The organism is Mesorhizobium sp. B2-7-2 (genome assembly GCF_006440775.1).
Taxonomy (GTDB): Bacteria; Pseudomonadota; Alphaproteobacteria; order Rhizobiales; family Rhizobiaceae; genus Mesorhizobium.
In genome coordinates, this window is record NZ_VFTZ01000007.1 from 62,236 (window position 1) to 77,098 (window position 14,863).

A 14,863-nucleotide genomic window follows, 5' to 3' on the forward strand; every position below is an offset into this window, starting at 1 on the left:
TGAGTACACCGGCGATCTATGAGGGAGTTAGTCTTTCTGCTTATCGGGCGAGAAGTTGCAGGCCGCTATCGCGGCTCCGCGCTCGGGCTTCTTTGGTCATTGATCAACCCTCTATTCATGTTGGCCGTCTACACCTTCGTTTTCGGCGTGGTGATGAAATCGCGCTGGGCGGTTCCCGGTCACGAAAGCGCAACACATTCGACCGGTGAGTTCGCGATTATTCTGTTCTGCGGATTGATCGTTTTTCAGTTTTTCGCGGAAGTGGTTTCACAGGCGCCTGGGCTAATTGTAGCCAATGCCAACTACGTGAAGAAAATCGTATTCCCGATTCAAATCCTGCCAGTGGTTTCGGCGGGCGCTGCGCTGTTTCATGCCGTCGTCAGTTTGCTGGTGCTGCTCGTTTTCGCCTATGTGGTGTTCGGAGCCATTCCGCTTACTCTGGTTTTGGCCCCAGTGGTATTCGCGCCGCTGATTGTCATGGTGCTCGGCATCGCCTGGACGTTGGCATCGATCGGCGTCTACTTTCGCGATATGAACCAGATCGTGACACCGTTCGTCACCGCGACCGTATTCCTCTCGCCGGTATTTTTCCAGAGAACGGCACTGCCGGACTGGCTACAGCCATGGCTTTCACTTAATCCCATCTCGGTTCCAGTCGAGAGTTTTCGCAGTGTTGTCATCTTCGGCGTACAGCCGGACTGGGTGGCGCTTGGCAACTACTCCCTGGTGGGGATCGTGATAGCGTTCCTCGGCTATCAGTTTTTTCAGAAAACTCGCAGGGGATTTGCTGATGTCCTCTAGCGGATACCAGGCCGGCGCCAGCGGCTCGGATGTTGCCATCCGAGTGCGTGACGTGTCGAAGCATTACGTGATGTTCGAGCGACCCGAGGATCGCTTTAAGCAGATGGTGGTGCCACGGTTGGAGCGTCTGATCGGCCGTCCCCCGCGCCGCTATTTTCGCGATTTTGCCGCTCTGTCGGGCGTATCGTTTGAAATCGGGCGTGGCGAAACGATCGGCATCATCGGTCGTAATGGCTCGGGCAAGTCGACGCTGCTGCAGATCGTGTGTGGCACGCTGCAGCCCACCAGCGGTTCGGTCGAGGTCAACGGACGGATCGCCGCTCTGCTTGAACTCGGTGCTGGGTTCAATCCGGAATTCACCGGCCGCGAAAATGTTTTCCTCAATGCTTCGATCCTCGGCGTGCCTCGCAAGGAAATGGAATGGCGTTTCGATGACATTGCCCGTTTTGCTGATATCGGCCCTTTTCTCAATCAGCCAGTGAAGACCTATTCGTCGGGCATGTATGTGCGGCTGGCCTTCGCTACCGCCATCAATGTCGACCCTGATATTCTGGTGGTGGACGAGGCCCTTGCGGTGGGGGATGAAGCGTTCCAACGCAAATGTTTTGCTCGCATCGAAGACATCAAAGACAGAGGCGGCACTATTCTGTTCGTTAGTCATTCAGCTCAGACTATCGTGCAATTGTGCACTCGGGCCCTGTTGATCGATGGCGGCGAAAAGATACTCGAAGGGCAGCCGAAAGGTGTCGTAAGTCAATATCAGAGACTGATGAACCTCGCGGGGGACGAGGCTCTAACCATCCGAGAACAAATCAGGCAGACAGGTAGCCTGAGCCCTCAGCATCTCGATAGTCAGAGCAAAAATACCACTCTTGATAATAAAGATCACGTTCTAGATTTCGATCAAAGAAATACGAGTAATTCCAGCGACGATAGCTGGTTTGACCCTTCGCTTGTCTCGCCAGCTAAAGTTGAATATGAGAGGCAGGGAGCTAAGATAGATCGACTTAAGATAGTTAACTTAAATGGAGATCAAGTAAACGTACTTGCCTTTGGAAAAAGGTATTTTTACCAATACGATGTCGAATTTGACAAAGAAATCTACAATGTTGGATTTGGTATGCTTATAAATACCAGAACCGGACTTGGTATTGCAGGTATAGGTAAAGGAGTGCGAGGTACACCTGTTATAAAACAGGTGAAAAAAGGCGAACGGGTCAAGGTATCTATAGAATTTAACGCCTCATTGCTACCTGATGTGTATTTTTTAAACGCCGGAGTAATGGGGCGGTCAGCTGAAGGCAGCGTTTTCGCCCATCGAATTTTGGATGGTATGGCATTTCGAGTTGCTGCAGTTCCGGATCTAGAAGCAACCGGAATCGTAGACTTAGGAATTGTATTTAATCACGAGTTTATTGATTGAGGAAAACCTGGTGTTGACGGCGGTACTTTGTTCGGAGCCCTAGCGCTCCCCAGGTTGACCAATTCGTTGAATTCTGCTCGCACCGCGTCCATGGCGGAAATATCGAGCTGCCCTTCTGCGGCCGCCTCGATCAGCGCTTCGAGGCGAGTGGCCAACGAATGCAAGGGACCTTCATCGACAGACGATGATCTAGGCTGATCGAAATGTCTCAATTCGCGCCTGGGGATCGTCTCCAGAATATGCATACGATCCTTGACGGCTGTGTGAAACTCGATCCCCGTATCTATCGCTACCTTTTGAGGTACGTATCTCCAGTCGGCCATTGCGGTATGGTAGCGTACAATCGATCTTGGTAGCCTCCTCGAAAATAGTTCCGCGTCAAGCGTATACCGAAGCCAGACTTCGATAGCCTTATCGGCATAGCTCGTGAACGCCCGCTGGAACGAGGATTGAACCTCTACGAAGGGTCGATAAACCAATACCGAAGCAGCCCAGACTCCCTGATCGCGAAAGATCATTTGCCAGATTGGTAGTAGGCTCGAAAGGCGAGGGTCCTTCATCACGGCAAAATAACTCTCGCTGAAATTGCGGGAAAACTCATACCACAATTCGGCCTTGTAGGTCTGCAATTGGGAATATGTGAGTCGTCTGATGTCGCGCTCACGGTTAGAATGCCATGCCAGCCCGATATCCGTCAGCAGCCTGTCGTGGATCTCGACAATTCGCGCGGGTTCCCAAAATCCCGCCTCATTAAGCACGTTAGCTGGAAGCGAATATCGCGGAAGCCCGTTAAGAGCGGTTCCAAGGAGTTGAGATATGTATGATGTTCCGCTCCTTGGGGCGCCAAGGATAAGTAGGGCGTGTTTCGTCATTTCAGTATTTTCTTAGTTTAGCATTTTCTTATTTGCAACCGGTAGAGACTTGTACGACAGCATTTCGGTGGCACTACCTAGTTTCGTATTGTATCTACGCGCGGCGGGTTAACGGGGGCGAGACTGGGCTTGATGCACGAGCCTTGTCATTTCGAATGAACCGGAGATTTGTATGCGGCGCTTAGCAATTGCCTTCTTTTACGACAAGGATGGCATCATAGACGACTATATGGTGACCCTGTTAGGCGGGCTTCGAACCAATGTCTCCACGATCGTATTCGTTAGCAATGGTCCGATTACAACCGAATCACGTTCAAAAATTGTCGATCTGGTCGATGAAATTCTCATTCGCGACAACGTAGGGTTTGATGTCTGGGCTTATAAAGCCGCCCTTGAGCACGTCGGGTTCGATAAGCTCGCTCTATGGGATGAAGTCATCCTTTTAAATCATACCTTCTATGGTCCAATCTATCCGTTCTCCGAAATGTTTGACCGCATGGACGCCACGTCCTGTGATTTTTGGGGAATGACCGCACATCGCAAGATGACTCCGAACCCGTTCACGGGGGCTGGTGTTTTGCCCATGCACCTGAATTCGCATTTCATCGCAATCCGGAAGAAGATGGCGATGTCCAGCGAGTTCGAGTCGTACTGGCGTTCGATGTCGCCAATTGACAGTTACACAGACTCCATCCTCAAGCACGAAAGCCGTTTCACACAGCATTTTACGGACCTCGGGTTTTCGATGGAAGTCTATCTCAATGCAGACGATAATTGGTCTGACTATCCGGCATTTATCGACGTTGACGAGTCCTTACTTCGGCGTTCTCCGATATTAAAGCGTAGACTATTTTTCCATGATCCAATGTTTCTCGAGCAGAATGCTGTCGACCTTCCGCGGGCGTTGCGCATAATTGAGGAGACGTCGGATTATCCTGTCGAACAAATCTGGACGAACATTCTAAGGACGGCGACACTCGGAACTCTGATAACAAATGCGTCTCTTATTCGCGTCTTGCCGGATATTTCAGAAGGAACTAGTGATAGCGGCCTGCGTATAGCGGTCTGCGCGCATGTTTACTACACCGAGATGCTTGATGAGATTTTGTCTCACGCGAGGCATATCCCTCACGGTTATGATTTTATCGCCACGACAAGCTCTGAAGAAAAGAAGGCTGAGATAGAAGAGCGAATTCGCTCGGAAGCATCGATCAAGAATGCATTCGTTTTGGTTGTAAAGCAAAATCGCGGGCGCGATATGGCGTCACTGTTTATCGACTGCCGCGAATTCTTTTTGGATGACCGATATGATCTTGTCTGTCGGCTTCATACCAAAAAGTCTCCACAGGTCTTTGCGTCTCGGGGCAATCTTTTCAAGCGCCACATGTTCGATAATTTGTTAAACAGCCGAGGATATGTCGAACACCTGATAGCGCTGTTCAGCCGCTCACCCAGCCTCGGCCTCGCTATACCCCCGCTGGTCCACATATCCTATCCGACACTTGGGCATGCTTGGTTTGCTAACCGTCCAAAAGCACAAAGCGTCGCTGAGGAACTTGAGCTGAACGTGACTTTTGACGAGCACACGCCGGTCGGCGCCTTCGGGACGATGTTTTGGTTCAAGCCCAGGGCTCTGCGGAAACTATTCGAAAGAAAGTGGCAGTATGACGATTTCAACGCCGAGCCCCATCACGTCGACGGTGGCCTAGCTCATGTTTTAGAACGCCTTATTCCCTATGTTGCGCAAGGCGCTGGATTTCGCACAATAGTAGTGATGTGCGCGCATCAGGCCGAACACAATTATGCGATGCTGGAATACAAGCATCGGCAACTGTCATCACATTTTCCCAATGGTGATTTTCGCTGGCAGAATCATATGCTGACCCTATGGGAAAGGTCAGGATATGCAGGTGAAACAATCAAGCAGGCAATGCGGGGCCTTTTGTACGCTACAGAACGCAGTGCCGCCTTCCGTTACCCGAAGTTGGCACGGTATGCTCGTCCGTTGTATCAGCGACTAGTTGCTCGCTTCCGCTTCTAGCGTGGGATGCCTCGGCGCTCGAGCGCCGAGGCACAATTGCCTAAACAAGCGTGTCGATCCAATCGCCAAGAATCGATATACCCTTTCCGACCGGGAACTGCGGCCGCCAACGCATTGCTTTTGTCGTGTCGGTGATGTCGGCAACGGCACACCGGACGTCTCCGTTCCGAAACGCTCCGGTAATTTGTGGAGGCGGTGCCCCGTACCTTTTTGCAATGATTTCAGCGAGCTGCAGAATTGTGGTCTTTTCGCCGGTTCCGATATCGAATGCCTCCGCCTTTGGCAGATCGGCATCAGCGGCTTCAACTATTGCATTCGCGACATCGTCTATCAGGATAAAATCCCGTCCGATGTCTCCATCTTCGTAGACCGGTATCGATCGCCCTTCCTTGGCCATCCGGATGAACAAGGAAACGATCCCGGTATAGGAGTTCGTTAGCGACTGCCCTGGTCCGTAGACATTCTGAAGCCGCAGGACATTGAGGACCGAACCGAACGAAAGCGTCCAAGCCCGCAGAACCTGCTCTTGAGTGAGTTTCGTCGCCCCGTAGACGCTTGTGGGGTCTGGCCTTGTGTGTTTGGCACCCATCGATAATGACGTCGCGTTAGGAAAATCCCATTGCTTCGCTTCAAGCTGGGCCTTGGACCTCTGTCCTGGATAGATAGTGGCTCCAGACGTCCTGTCTTTCCAGGCACCTTCTCCGTAAACTGCTCGACTCGATGACAGCACAAAGCGAGATGGAACGTGATCGACCTTTGCAAGCGCGTCGAGCATTCGCGTTGTGCCAACGACATTCACAAGCGCATGGCGCGTGGCTTCCGTGAGAGACTGTCCTGTCCCGGTCTCTGCCGCAAGATGAATGATCACGTCTGGACGATACCTTGTTAGGACGTCGTCCCAAGTAGCGATCTCGGTCACGTCCGAAACGATCAGTTCGACTTGAGACGAAAGCGCCTTCGGTCTTTCTCGTACAGCGTGGATTTGAGGGTGAAGATTATCGATCGCGACCACCCGATCAAATTTACGCGTCAGTTTCTCCGATATCGCGCAGCCGATAAAACCGGCCCCACCGGTAACGAGGCAAACTCCGTCCATTCATAGGTCTCCTTTTCAATTCTGTTACAGAGAGTCCGTTGCGATGAGATCAGCACCTCTAGAGTCCGGCCTATGCCTCTTGGTGGGCGCCGGGCCGCTCCGCCGATATCGCGCTATCCTTCAGCTGGTGCTAGTCGTGCCACCGCTGGTGCGCCGGCTAGCCGTCGGGCGACCTTGCGCCCGTAGTCATTCACCGGCCGCTCAAGTAGAGAATATGTTGCTGCGGATACGGCAATGACACATGTAGCGACCACGATCAGTATCACTAGGTAGGAAACCGACTGTGGCGTGGATCGCTCGATTGCTCTGATTGCTCCCTGCAATATCAAAATGACGGGAACATGGACGAGATAGATGCTGTAGCTGCGCTCCCCCAACCAATCTGTCCAGTAGTTCACCAGCGCAGGCATCGGAGCGGCGGAAAATCCGAGAACGACCAGGCAGAACATCGCCCCACGCCAGTAGTATGGCTCAATAAGCGAAGATCGACCCGACTGAATCATCATGAATATCGCTATCGATGAAAATAACAAGAAGATACCAATAGACCGCTTTTCGGGGTTTTTTGCCAGATACGGAGCCAGATGGAACGCGAGCAAACCAAATCCAAAAATTGGCAATTTGTGAATTGCGGCATAGAGAATGTAATTGCTCGGGGTGGCGACCAGCGCCGGTAGTGCCAGCTGATAAACGTTTCCAATAATAATAAACAGCACAACTGCTGCTGCCGCATGCCAAATATTTTTCACTCGCGCGTAAATAAAGGGGAAAACGAGGTAAAACGGCATCTCGATTCCGATGGTCCAACCCGAAGGAACTATCGATGGCTGGTATCCATCAATAAAATTGAAAACAAAAAAAACGTTCGCGAAGATTTCACCGAACTCACGTTCTGGATATCGGATGATCATCAAGAGCATTACCAGGTAAAATAGAGGCGCAATACGGAAAAAGCGGCGCAGAGCGAAGCCGACTAGGGGGCGTTTTTCCTGGGCGTGCCCAGGCATAGATAGGCAGAGCGAGAAGGCGCTGACGACGAAAAAAAGCTCGACACCCATCGACCCGCTGACAACGAACATATCGAGCCAATCGGGTACGTACAGTCGTGGGGAAAGGCTAAGAGCGGTGTGCTCCATCAGCACCCACATCGCAGCCAAGCCTCTCAGGGCATTCAGGTATTTTAGCCTGGATTTTCCTTGCCCTTCAATCTGCAATAGCTGCGTCCTTCTCGTATGAATGGCGCTTCTACCGTGATGGGGTACACAGTGCAAAGCAAAAGCTGTCCGAAAAACATACGTGCAGCCAAGTGCCCCAAAAAACTTCTAGCCCTCCCTCTCCCTGCGTTAACGCGATAACAGGGCGGCGGGTCGGGGATCTGCAATCTGAAGTGGCGGTGGACGATATTTTTGTCCTGGGCCTGCCTGATGGCATCTTCGCGCCTACTCAATTGGCTTGAGGATGGTGATGGCAGTGACGCAGGACGGTCTGAACGGCTTTGATGAAGAATTCCTGGCGAAGTGGGAGCCAACATCGAACCGGGAAAAGTGCTTGGCGCGCGGCGTTCTCTATAGGGAACAAAAGGGCCTTGAAATAGGCGCTCTTAATTTCCCTACTCTGCCAGTCGATGATGTCTCCTACGTCGACTATGCGTCGACTGAAGAACTGACGCGACCCCTGCATTTTCCGGATCGCCAGCTCCATTCTTGGCTTTGCAACAAGCATATGAAATTAGGGACAATGCATCTTACATCGATAGTCACTGCTGGATATTTACGCCGTCTTCGTTTCTCGACCTGATTGACGGCGCTTGCAGGTTGGGCCTCTTTTCCCTGGTTCCGGATTTTCTCGAGCCGACGTCCCCTGGCCAATTCGAGTTCTATTTTTCCGCGAAGAAGGCACCAGTTGAGATGCCAGAAGAAGCACTGAGGTCGCTGCAAGCCGAGAAGATCTCGTCGATCCGCAACAGCTTGCGCAAGCGAGACAAGGAACTGCGCCTGCTTATTTCGTAAGCTGCATCGCCAAGCATGGCTCTTTGATTTTACGCAATTCCGGACGGAAAACCGCTCACACTTTTCCTGGAATTGCTCTAGGAAAGACGCGGATTTCGAGTTGTTTTTGCTGTTGACAGCCGGGGGCGGCCGGGCTCATTCCAATGAGCGTCGGCAGTCTTCCAACAGCAAAGCAGACTGATGAAATTCGGCTCAAGCGGCGTTCGGGGTTTGGCTTCCGAATTGGTTGGAAGGCCAAGCGGACTTTATACCGAGGGTTTCGCCCGGCGCTTGCGGTCGACCGGATTTCAGCAAGGCAAGGTCTTCGTCGGGCGCGATTTGCGCGACAGCAGCCCAACGATTGCCAAAGACTGCATGGCGGCATTGGCCGCGGCCGGCTTCCAGCCGGTCGATTGCGGTCCCATCCCCACGCCCGCGCTCGCCTTTTACGCCCGCCTGCACGGCGCCGCGGCGCTTATGGTGACCGGGTCGCATATTCCCGCCGACCGCAACGGTATCAAGTTCTATGGGCCGAAGGGCGAGATCGACAAGGCGGACGAGGCCGCGATCACCGCTCATGTCGCGGAACTGTCGGATCGATATCCCTGGCCTCCGGCCCATGCGGACCGGCAAGCCGGCCATGAACAGGCGCTCGCGGCCTTTCGAGATCGTGTCGACGGCATTCTGCTCCCTCGCGCCCTTTTCGGAATGCGTCTCGGCGTCTACCAGCACAGCACGGTTGCGGCGGAGCTGCTGGTCGAGGTCCTGCGGTCCTACGGCGCCGAGGTGATCCCCGTCGGGAAAACGGAAACCTTCGTGCCCGTCGATACGGAGGCCGTCGACCAGGAAACGATGGCGAGGGTGAAAGACTGGGTGCGCGAATTCGAATTCGACGCCGTGCTCTCGGCCGACGCCGATGCGGATCGCCCGCTTGTCATCGACGACAGTGGCGAACTGTTCCGCGGCGACCTGATCGGGTTGGCCACGGCGCTGTTCCTCAAGGCCGACATTGTGGTGACGCCGATCACCTCCAATTCAGGCATCTCCGAGGCTTTCGGATTCTGCGTCAGAAGAACGAAGGTCGGATCCCCTTTCGTCATAGAGGGAATGGACGCCGCGCGGCAGGCAGGCGGCATTATCGTCGGCTTCGAAGCCAATGGCGGGGTTCTTCTTGGGTCGGACTGCGTGGTGAACGGCAAGTTTTTGTCGGCGCTGCCGACACGGGATTCATTTTTGCCGATCCTGGCGGTGCTGGGCACGATGGCATCGTCCGGAAAATCGCTGTCCGGCCTGCGCGAAACCTGGAGGCTTCCGGTCTGCGCCAGCGAACGGCTCGAGAACTTCCCTGTCGAGAAATCGCGCGGCTTGATGCGAAAGCTCGCCGACCGCGACGCCTTGCAGCACTTCCTTGCCCCCTTCGGCAGCGTCTTGGACGTCGATGAGACCGACGGTCTCAGGGCACGGATGACCAGCGGCGAGATCATCCATCTGCGGCCTTCCGGCAACGCTCCCGAATTTCGGTGCTATGCCGAGGCCGCCAGCCATGACAGGGCGAGCGAGATTGTGGCAATGGCGCTGGAACGAGTGCGCGACACCACGCTGGCAGATGAATCAGAAGCCGTATAACGAAGACGGAGCCAGCGATCGCCGCAGGCTTGGGGCGCGGCCCGCTCTACAATAACGGGGACTCGTGCCCCACGTCTCGCTCGAGCCCTGAGAGCATCGATGACAAGAACGGCGTTGATAACCGGCATTACGGGGCAGGATGGCGCCTATCTGGCCCAGCTCCTGCTTTCGAAGGGTTACCGAGTCCACGGCCTGGCGCGGCGGTCGAGCACAGCCGATGTCAACACCACGCGCCTGAAATGGCTGGGGATCGAAAACGACGTGCGGATCGTGGACGGCAACCTGACGGACCTGTCGGGTCTTAGTCGAACCATGCGCGACGTAAGGCCGGACGAGGTCTACAACCTTGCCGCACAGTCTTTCGTCAAATCCTCATGGCAGCAGCCGATTCTGACCGGAAATGTCACCGGTATCGGCGTCACCAATGTTCTGGAGGCGCTGCGTCTCGAGATCCCCGCGGCGCGTTTCTACCAGGCGTCGTCGTCGGAGATGTACGGCCTTATCCAGGAGCCGGTGCAGTCGGAGACCACGCCTTTCCATCCCCGCTCTCCCTATGCGGTGGCGAAGGTCTACGGTCACTGGATCACCGTCAATTATCGCGAGAGCTTCGGCCTGCACGCTTCGAGCGGCATCCTGTTCAATCACGAATCGCCGCTTCGCGGCATCGAATTCGTGACACGCAAAGTCACGGACGCCGTCGCGCGCATCAAGAAGGGCCTGGCAAGGGAACTGCGCCTGGGCAACATCGACGCCAAGCGCGACTGGGGCCACTCCAGGGACTATGTCCGCGCCATGTGGCTGATGCTGCAGCAGGATCAGCCCGACGACTATGTGGTCGCCACCGGCAGGACGACGACGGTGCGCGATATGTGCAGGATCGCGTTCGAGCATGTAGGGCTGGAGATGGATGACCATCTTTTCATCGATCCCGACCTGTTCAGGCCGGCGGAAGTCGAAATCCTTCGCGGCAATCCGGCCAAGGCAAAGGCGAAGCTCGGATGGGAAGCCACGATCTCCCTGGAGGATATGATCCGCGAAATGGTGGACGCCGATCTGGCGCGCCACTCGGCTGCCAGGAATTGAAAGGAAGCTCTTGCATCTACAGGTCGATGACTTGACGCACCGTCTTCTGCCACGCATCCGCGTGCGGACAATTCGTCGTGGTCCGTGAGGCCGGCATGCGCGTTTTGATAACCGGCGCCAACGGTTTCGTCGGGCCCTATGTGGGCGACGCGCTGCGCAGGATTTGCGGCCGCGAAATTGCCATTGTCGCGACCTCCAAGGATGGTGGTCCGCATCCCGCCTTCGGCCAGGTGGAAGAACTGGACGTGACCGATCCGGCCGCCGTCCATGATGCCATTGCCCGTCACCGGCCCGCCCATGTCATTCACATGGCGGCGGTCGCCGCCCTGGGTGCTGCCCAGGCCGATCCCCGCAACACATGGCGCATTCATGTGGGCGGCGCGCTCAACGTGGCCCATGCCGTCCTCGACAAGGCTCCGGACTGCTGGCTGGTTCATGTCGGATCGGGCTTGGTCTATGGCGAAAGCGCCAAGACCGGACGCCCGCTCGACGAAGGCACGCTGCTTGCTCCGATCGACGACTACGCCGTGAGCAAGGCCGCGGCCGACCTCGCGCTCGGCGCGCTTTCGCGCCAGGGGTTGAAGTGTGTCCGAATGCGCCCCTTCAACCATACGGGCCCGGGCCAGACCGAGGCATTTGCCGTGCCGGCCTTCGCCATGCAGATCGCCCGGATCGAAGCGGGCCTGGCTCCGCCGGTGATCCGCGTCGGCAATCTCGATGCGAGGCGCGATTTCCTGGATGCACGCGACATCGCCAACGCCTATGCGCGCGCGGTTCTGAAGAGCCGCGATCTTGCGCCGAACGCCATTTTCAACCTTGCGTCCGGCCTCTCCTGGCGGATGGGAGACATCCTCGATCGGCTGCTGGCCCGCAGCAGCGTCAAGATCGTCACGGAGCAGGATCCGCTGCGGCTGCGGCCGAGCGATCTGCCATGCATCGTCGGCGATGCGACCCGCGCCCGGACCCTGCTCGGCTGGGCGCCCGAGCATCCCTTCGACGATACGCTTGCGGCCGTCCTGGAGGATTGCCGCGCACGCGTGGCCCAGGCGGAGGCAAGGACACATCGCCTGCTTCCCTGAAGCCGGAGCTGAGCCGCTCCCGCGCCAGCACTGCTCGAAGCAGCCGCGCGACGCGTGCGGCTTACGATCCACCGCCGGGCGATCGGCGACGAACTGGCCGGAAATGGCGCCCCGCCTCGCTGCCGATTTTAGTTGATCTCCCGGCATTGAGCTTTGCGCCGCCTCGTCCTATAAGGCCGCGCGCAGCGCGGCATGCCCGCCTGCTGGGGCGTCGCCAAGTGGTAAGGCATCGGTTTTTGGTACCGACATTCCCAGGTTCGAATCCTGGCGCCCCAGCCAACCTCCACATCAGCGCCGAGCTCGAACGGACGATCGGTCAAGGCGTTTGAAGCATCGCGTGGTTCGACCGGAAAGCCGTCGGACATCAGGCGCCTTGAATGGCGATTGCGGTGGTGAGCAGGATCAGGCTCAGCATCGCCAGTGCCGCGCGGATAACGTGCGACAGTTCCCAGCGGTTGCGCAGCGCTGTCCACTCCTGCGCTGATGGGAGCGGAGCTCCGTCGCTGCCTTCAGTCGCGAAGAAGCGCTTTGCCGGCGCGTTCAATTCCACGTCCTGCAGCCAGTGCTTGTTGACCGGCTGGGTCATGAACCAGAAGACAAACTGCATGGCGAGGAGCGCGATCAAGGCGCCGGCGATCAGCCAGACATGGAGCGCACCGCTCGACGTCAGCATCAGCGCAAAAGTCGCGAGGATCCCACCGATCTCCGCGATGCCGCCTCCAATCGTGAAACCCGGGTAGTAGATGCGTTGGACAACGAAATACTCTTGCCTACCGAGTAGCAACTTGCCGGGCAGCTCCAGCGCGTGGGCGAGCGCCATAGCCATCGCCCCGGCCACAAGGACGACGGTCAGGACCTCCAGAAAGACATACATCGGATCGGCATCTCACTCCAGCTCGAGCGCTTGTGCGGAAGCAACCTCGTCAAGACGGAACGTGATCCTGCCGACCGAGTTCCCATCGGCGTACGCTCCAATTCCGCCGGGCAGCGCGCTGTATGGGCCGTGAGCTGGGCGAAACACCGCGATCGTTTCGACACCTAAACCTTTTCCGCCGACAGGCGTTGTTCGTTCCAGACGGACCGACAAACACCGTTCGGAGAGGTTTCAACCGATGTATTTCATGGCATTGGCCACCGATTATGATGGCACGCTGGCGCATGATGGCCTGGTCGCGGCCAGCACGATCTTGGCACTGGAGAAGCTGAAGAAGTCCGGGCGCAAGCTGATCCTGGTCACCGGGCGGGAACTGCCCGATCTCAAGGAGGTGTTTCCCGAACTTTCCCTGTTCGACAAGGTCGTCGCCGAAAACGGCGCGCTGGTCTACACGCCGGCCAGCGAGGAAGAGCGCACGATCGCCCCCTCGCCTTCCGCGGATCTTGTCGACAGGCTCAAGAAGCGCGGCGTGAAGCCGCTGTCCGTCGGCCGCTCGATCGTCGCCACCTGGGAGCCGCACCAAGCCACCGTGCTCGACGTCATCAAGCAGCTCGGGCTGGAGCTGGAGATCATCTTCAACAAGGGCGCGGTGATGATCCTGCCTTCCGGCATCAACAAGGCGACCGGGCTGGTGGCGGCGCTAGACGACCTGAAGCTGTCGCCGCACAATGTCGTGGCCGTCGGCGACGCCGAAAACGACCACGCCTTCCTCAGGGCTTCGGGCTGCAGCGTCGCGGTGGCCAACGCGCTGCCCGCCGTCAAGGAAACTGCCGACCTCGTCACCAGGGAGGCGCGCGGCACGGGCGTCGAGGAACTGATCCGCAAGCTGATCAAGCACGATCATCTGGTGGCTAAGAAACGCTTGCGCGGCGTGCTGCTCGGGACCTCGCGCGGGAAAGAGATCTATCTGTCGCCGATGGAAACGGTGCTGATCGCCGGCAGCTCGGGCATCGGCAAATCGACCTTGGCTATAGCGCTCACCGAGCGGCTGGTCGAAAAGGGTCTGCAATTCTGCATTTTCGACCCCGAGGGCGACTATGACGAACTGAAAGGCGCGGTGCCGCTCGGCAACGGCTCAACCGCGCCGAACAAGGAACAGTTGCTGGAATTGATCGAGAAACCACAGACCAATATCGTGGTCAACGGCCTGGCGCTGAAGGTCGATGAAAGGCCCGATTTCTTCGCCGAATTGCTGCCCGGCCTCGGCAATGTCCGCTATCGCACGGCAAGGCCGCACTGGCTGATCATCGACGAGGCGCATCATTTGATGCCCAAGCGACGCGGGGATACGCGATCCGTGCTTTCGATCGAGCTGCCCGGCACGGTGCTGATCACCGTCCATCCGGAAGCGATCTCGACCGATGCGCTCGGCCTGGTGACGGCGGTGATTGCGCTTGGGCCCAAGGCAAAGGGCGTGATCAAGACCTTCTGCAAGGAAACGGGGCTCCAGGCTCCAAAGAACATGCCGTTGCCCAAGGACGACCGGGTGCTGTTCTGGCGGCCGCACGACGGCAAGAAGCCGTTCACGATAAAGGCAATCGAGCCCGACCAGTCGCTGAAGCGCCACAGCCGCAAATATGCAGAAGGCGAACTCGACGAGGCGGGCAGCTTCTACTTCACCGGTCCCAGGAAGGCGATGAACCTCAGGGCCCACAATCTCATCATCTTCGCGCAGATGGCGGAAGGCATCGACGACAGGACATGGGAATACCATCTGCGCGCCGGCGACTATTCCAAATGGTTCCGCCAGCAGATCAGAGACGAGGACCTCGCCCGAGAAACGGCTGAGGCGGAGAAGAACAAGACATTGTCGGCCGACGAGAGCCGCAAGCTGGTGATCGACGCCGTGCGCCGCCGCTATACGGCGCCAGCCTCCGCTGCGGAGAAGTAGATCGGTTCGCCAGCCTGAACCGGTCGAGC

General features: G+C 56.8%; 12 protein-coding genes and 1 tRNA gene. 9 read left to right on the forward strand and 4 right to left on the reverse strand.

The features are described 5' to 3' along the window. The first annotated feature begins 18 nt into the window (after nucleotides 1-18). Nucleotides 19-801 (forward strand): ABC transporter permease, encoded by a 783-nt coding sequence (locus FJ425_RS11700; protein WP_140723531.1) that lies wholly within the window; start codon nucleotides 19-21, stop codon nucleotides 799-801. Further along, on the forward strand, nucleotides 791-2,224 hold the full coding sequence (locus FJ425_RS11705; RefSeq protein WP_140723535.1) for an ABC transporter ATP-binding protein: 1,434 nt from the start codon (nucleotides 791-793) through the stop codon (nucleotides 2,222-2,224). Before FJ425_RS11700 ends, FJ425_RS11705 begins: the two co-directional genes overlap by 11 nt. On the opposite strand, the gene FJ425_RS11710 is transcribed toward FJ425_RS11705, so the two are convergent. Then, complete coding sequence (locus tag FJ425_RS11710; RefSeq protein WP_140723538.1) at nucleotides 2,206-3,096, reverse strand: hypothetical protein; 891 nt, start codon at nucleotides 3,094-3,096, stop codon at nucleotides 2,206-2,208. The two genes, FJ425_RS11705 and FJ425_RS11710, sit on opposite strands and share 19 nt — an antisense overlap. A gap of 172 nt (nucleotides 3,097-3,268) precedes the next feature. Between FJ425_RS11710 and FJ425_RS11715 the strand changes: the two genes are divergently transcribed. Continuing rightward, complete coding sequence (locus FJ425_RS11715) at nucleotides 3,269-5,137, forward strand: rhamnan synthesis F family protein (RefSeq protein ID WP_140723541.1); 1,869 nt, start codon at nucleotides 3,269-3,271, stop codon at nucleotides 5,135-5,137. Between the two features lie 40 nt (nucleotides 5,138-5,177). Here the strand turns inward: FJ425_RS11715 and FJ425_RS11720 are convergent, their stop codons facing one another. Next, the gene (locus tag FJ425_RS11720) at nucleotides 5,178-6,233 is read right to left on the reverse strand and encodes an NAD-dependent epimerase/dehydratase family protein (RefSeq protein ID WP_140723544.1); all 1,056 of its coding nucleotides are present in this window, start codon (nucleotides 6,231-6,233) and stop codon (nucleotides 5,178-5,180) included. Nucleotides 6,234-6,346: 113 nt separating this feature from the next. Continuing rightward, the gene (locus tag FJ425_RS11725) at nucleotides 6,347-7,447 is read right to left on the reverse strand and encodes an acyltransferase (protein WP_140723547.1); all 1,101 of its coding nucleotides are present in this window, start codon (nucleotides 7,445-7,447) and stop codon (nucleotides 6,347-6,349) included. Nucleotides 7,448-7,697: 250 nt separating this feature from the next. On the opposite strand from FJ425_RS11725, the gene FJ425_RS11730 reads away from it, so the two are divergent. From FJ425_RS11730 to FJ425_RS11750, 5 genes are all read left to right on the forward strand, one after another. Further along, entirely contained in the window at nucleotides 7,698-8,030 is a 333-nt protein-coding gene (locus FJ425_RS11730; protein WP_140723550.1) for a hypothetical protein, read from the forward strand. Between the two features lie 392 nt (nucleotides 8,031-8,422). Further along, on the forward strand, nucleotides 8,423-9,847 hold the full coding sequence (locus FJ425_RS11735) for a phosphomannomutase (protein WP_140723553.1): 1,425 nt from the start codon (nucleotides 8,423-8,425) through the stop codon (nucleotides 9,845-9,847). A gap of 99 nt (nucleotides 9,848-9,946) precedes the next feature. Beyond that, nucleotides 9,947-10,930, forward strand: a complete 984-nt coding sequence (gmd, locus tag FJ425_RS11740; protein ID WP_140635245.1) for a GDP-mannose 4,6-dehydratase — start codon at nucleotides 9,947-9,949, stop codon at nucleotides 10,928-10,930. Between the two features lie 95 nt (nucleotides 10,931-11,025). Further along, entirely contained in the window at nucleotides 11,026-12,009 is a 984-nt protein-coding gene (locus tag FJ425_RS11745; protein ID WP_140635247.1) for an NAD-dependent epimerase/dehydratase family protein, read from the forward strand. Between the two features lie 204 nt (nucleotides 12,010-12,213). After that, a tRNA-Gln gene (locus FJ425_RS11750) sits at nucleotides 12,214-12,288 on the forward strand. 85 nt (nucleotides 12,289-12,373) lie between these two features. Here the strand turns inward: FJ425_RS11750 and FJ425_RS11755 are convergent. Beyond that, nucleotides 12,374-12,883 carry an anthrone oxygenase family protein gene (locus tag FJ425_RS11755; RefSeq protein WP_140635248.1) on the reverse strand — a complete coding sequence of 170 codons (510 nt, stop codon included), beginning with the start codon at nucleotides 12,881-12,883 and terminating at the stop codon, nucleotides 12,374-12,376. A gap of 238 nt (nucleotides 12,884-13,121) precedes the next feature. Between FJ425_RS11755 and FJ425_RS11760 the strand changes: the two genes are divergently transcribed. Next, the gene (locus tag FJ425_RS11760; protein ID WP_140635250.1) at nucleotides 13,122-14,834 is read left to right on the forward strand and encodes an HAD family hydrolase; all 1,713 of its coding nucleotides are present in this window, start codon (nucleotides 13,122-13,124) and stop codon (nucleotides 14,832-14,834) included. Nucleotides 14,835-14,863 lie beyond the last annotated feature (29 nt).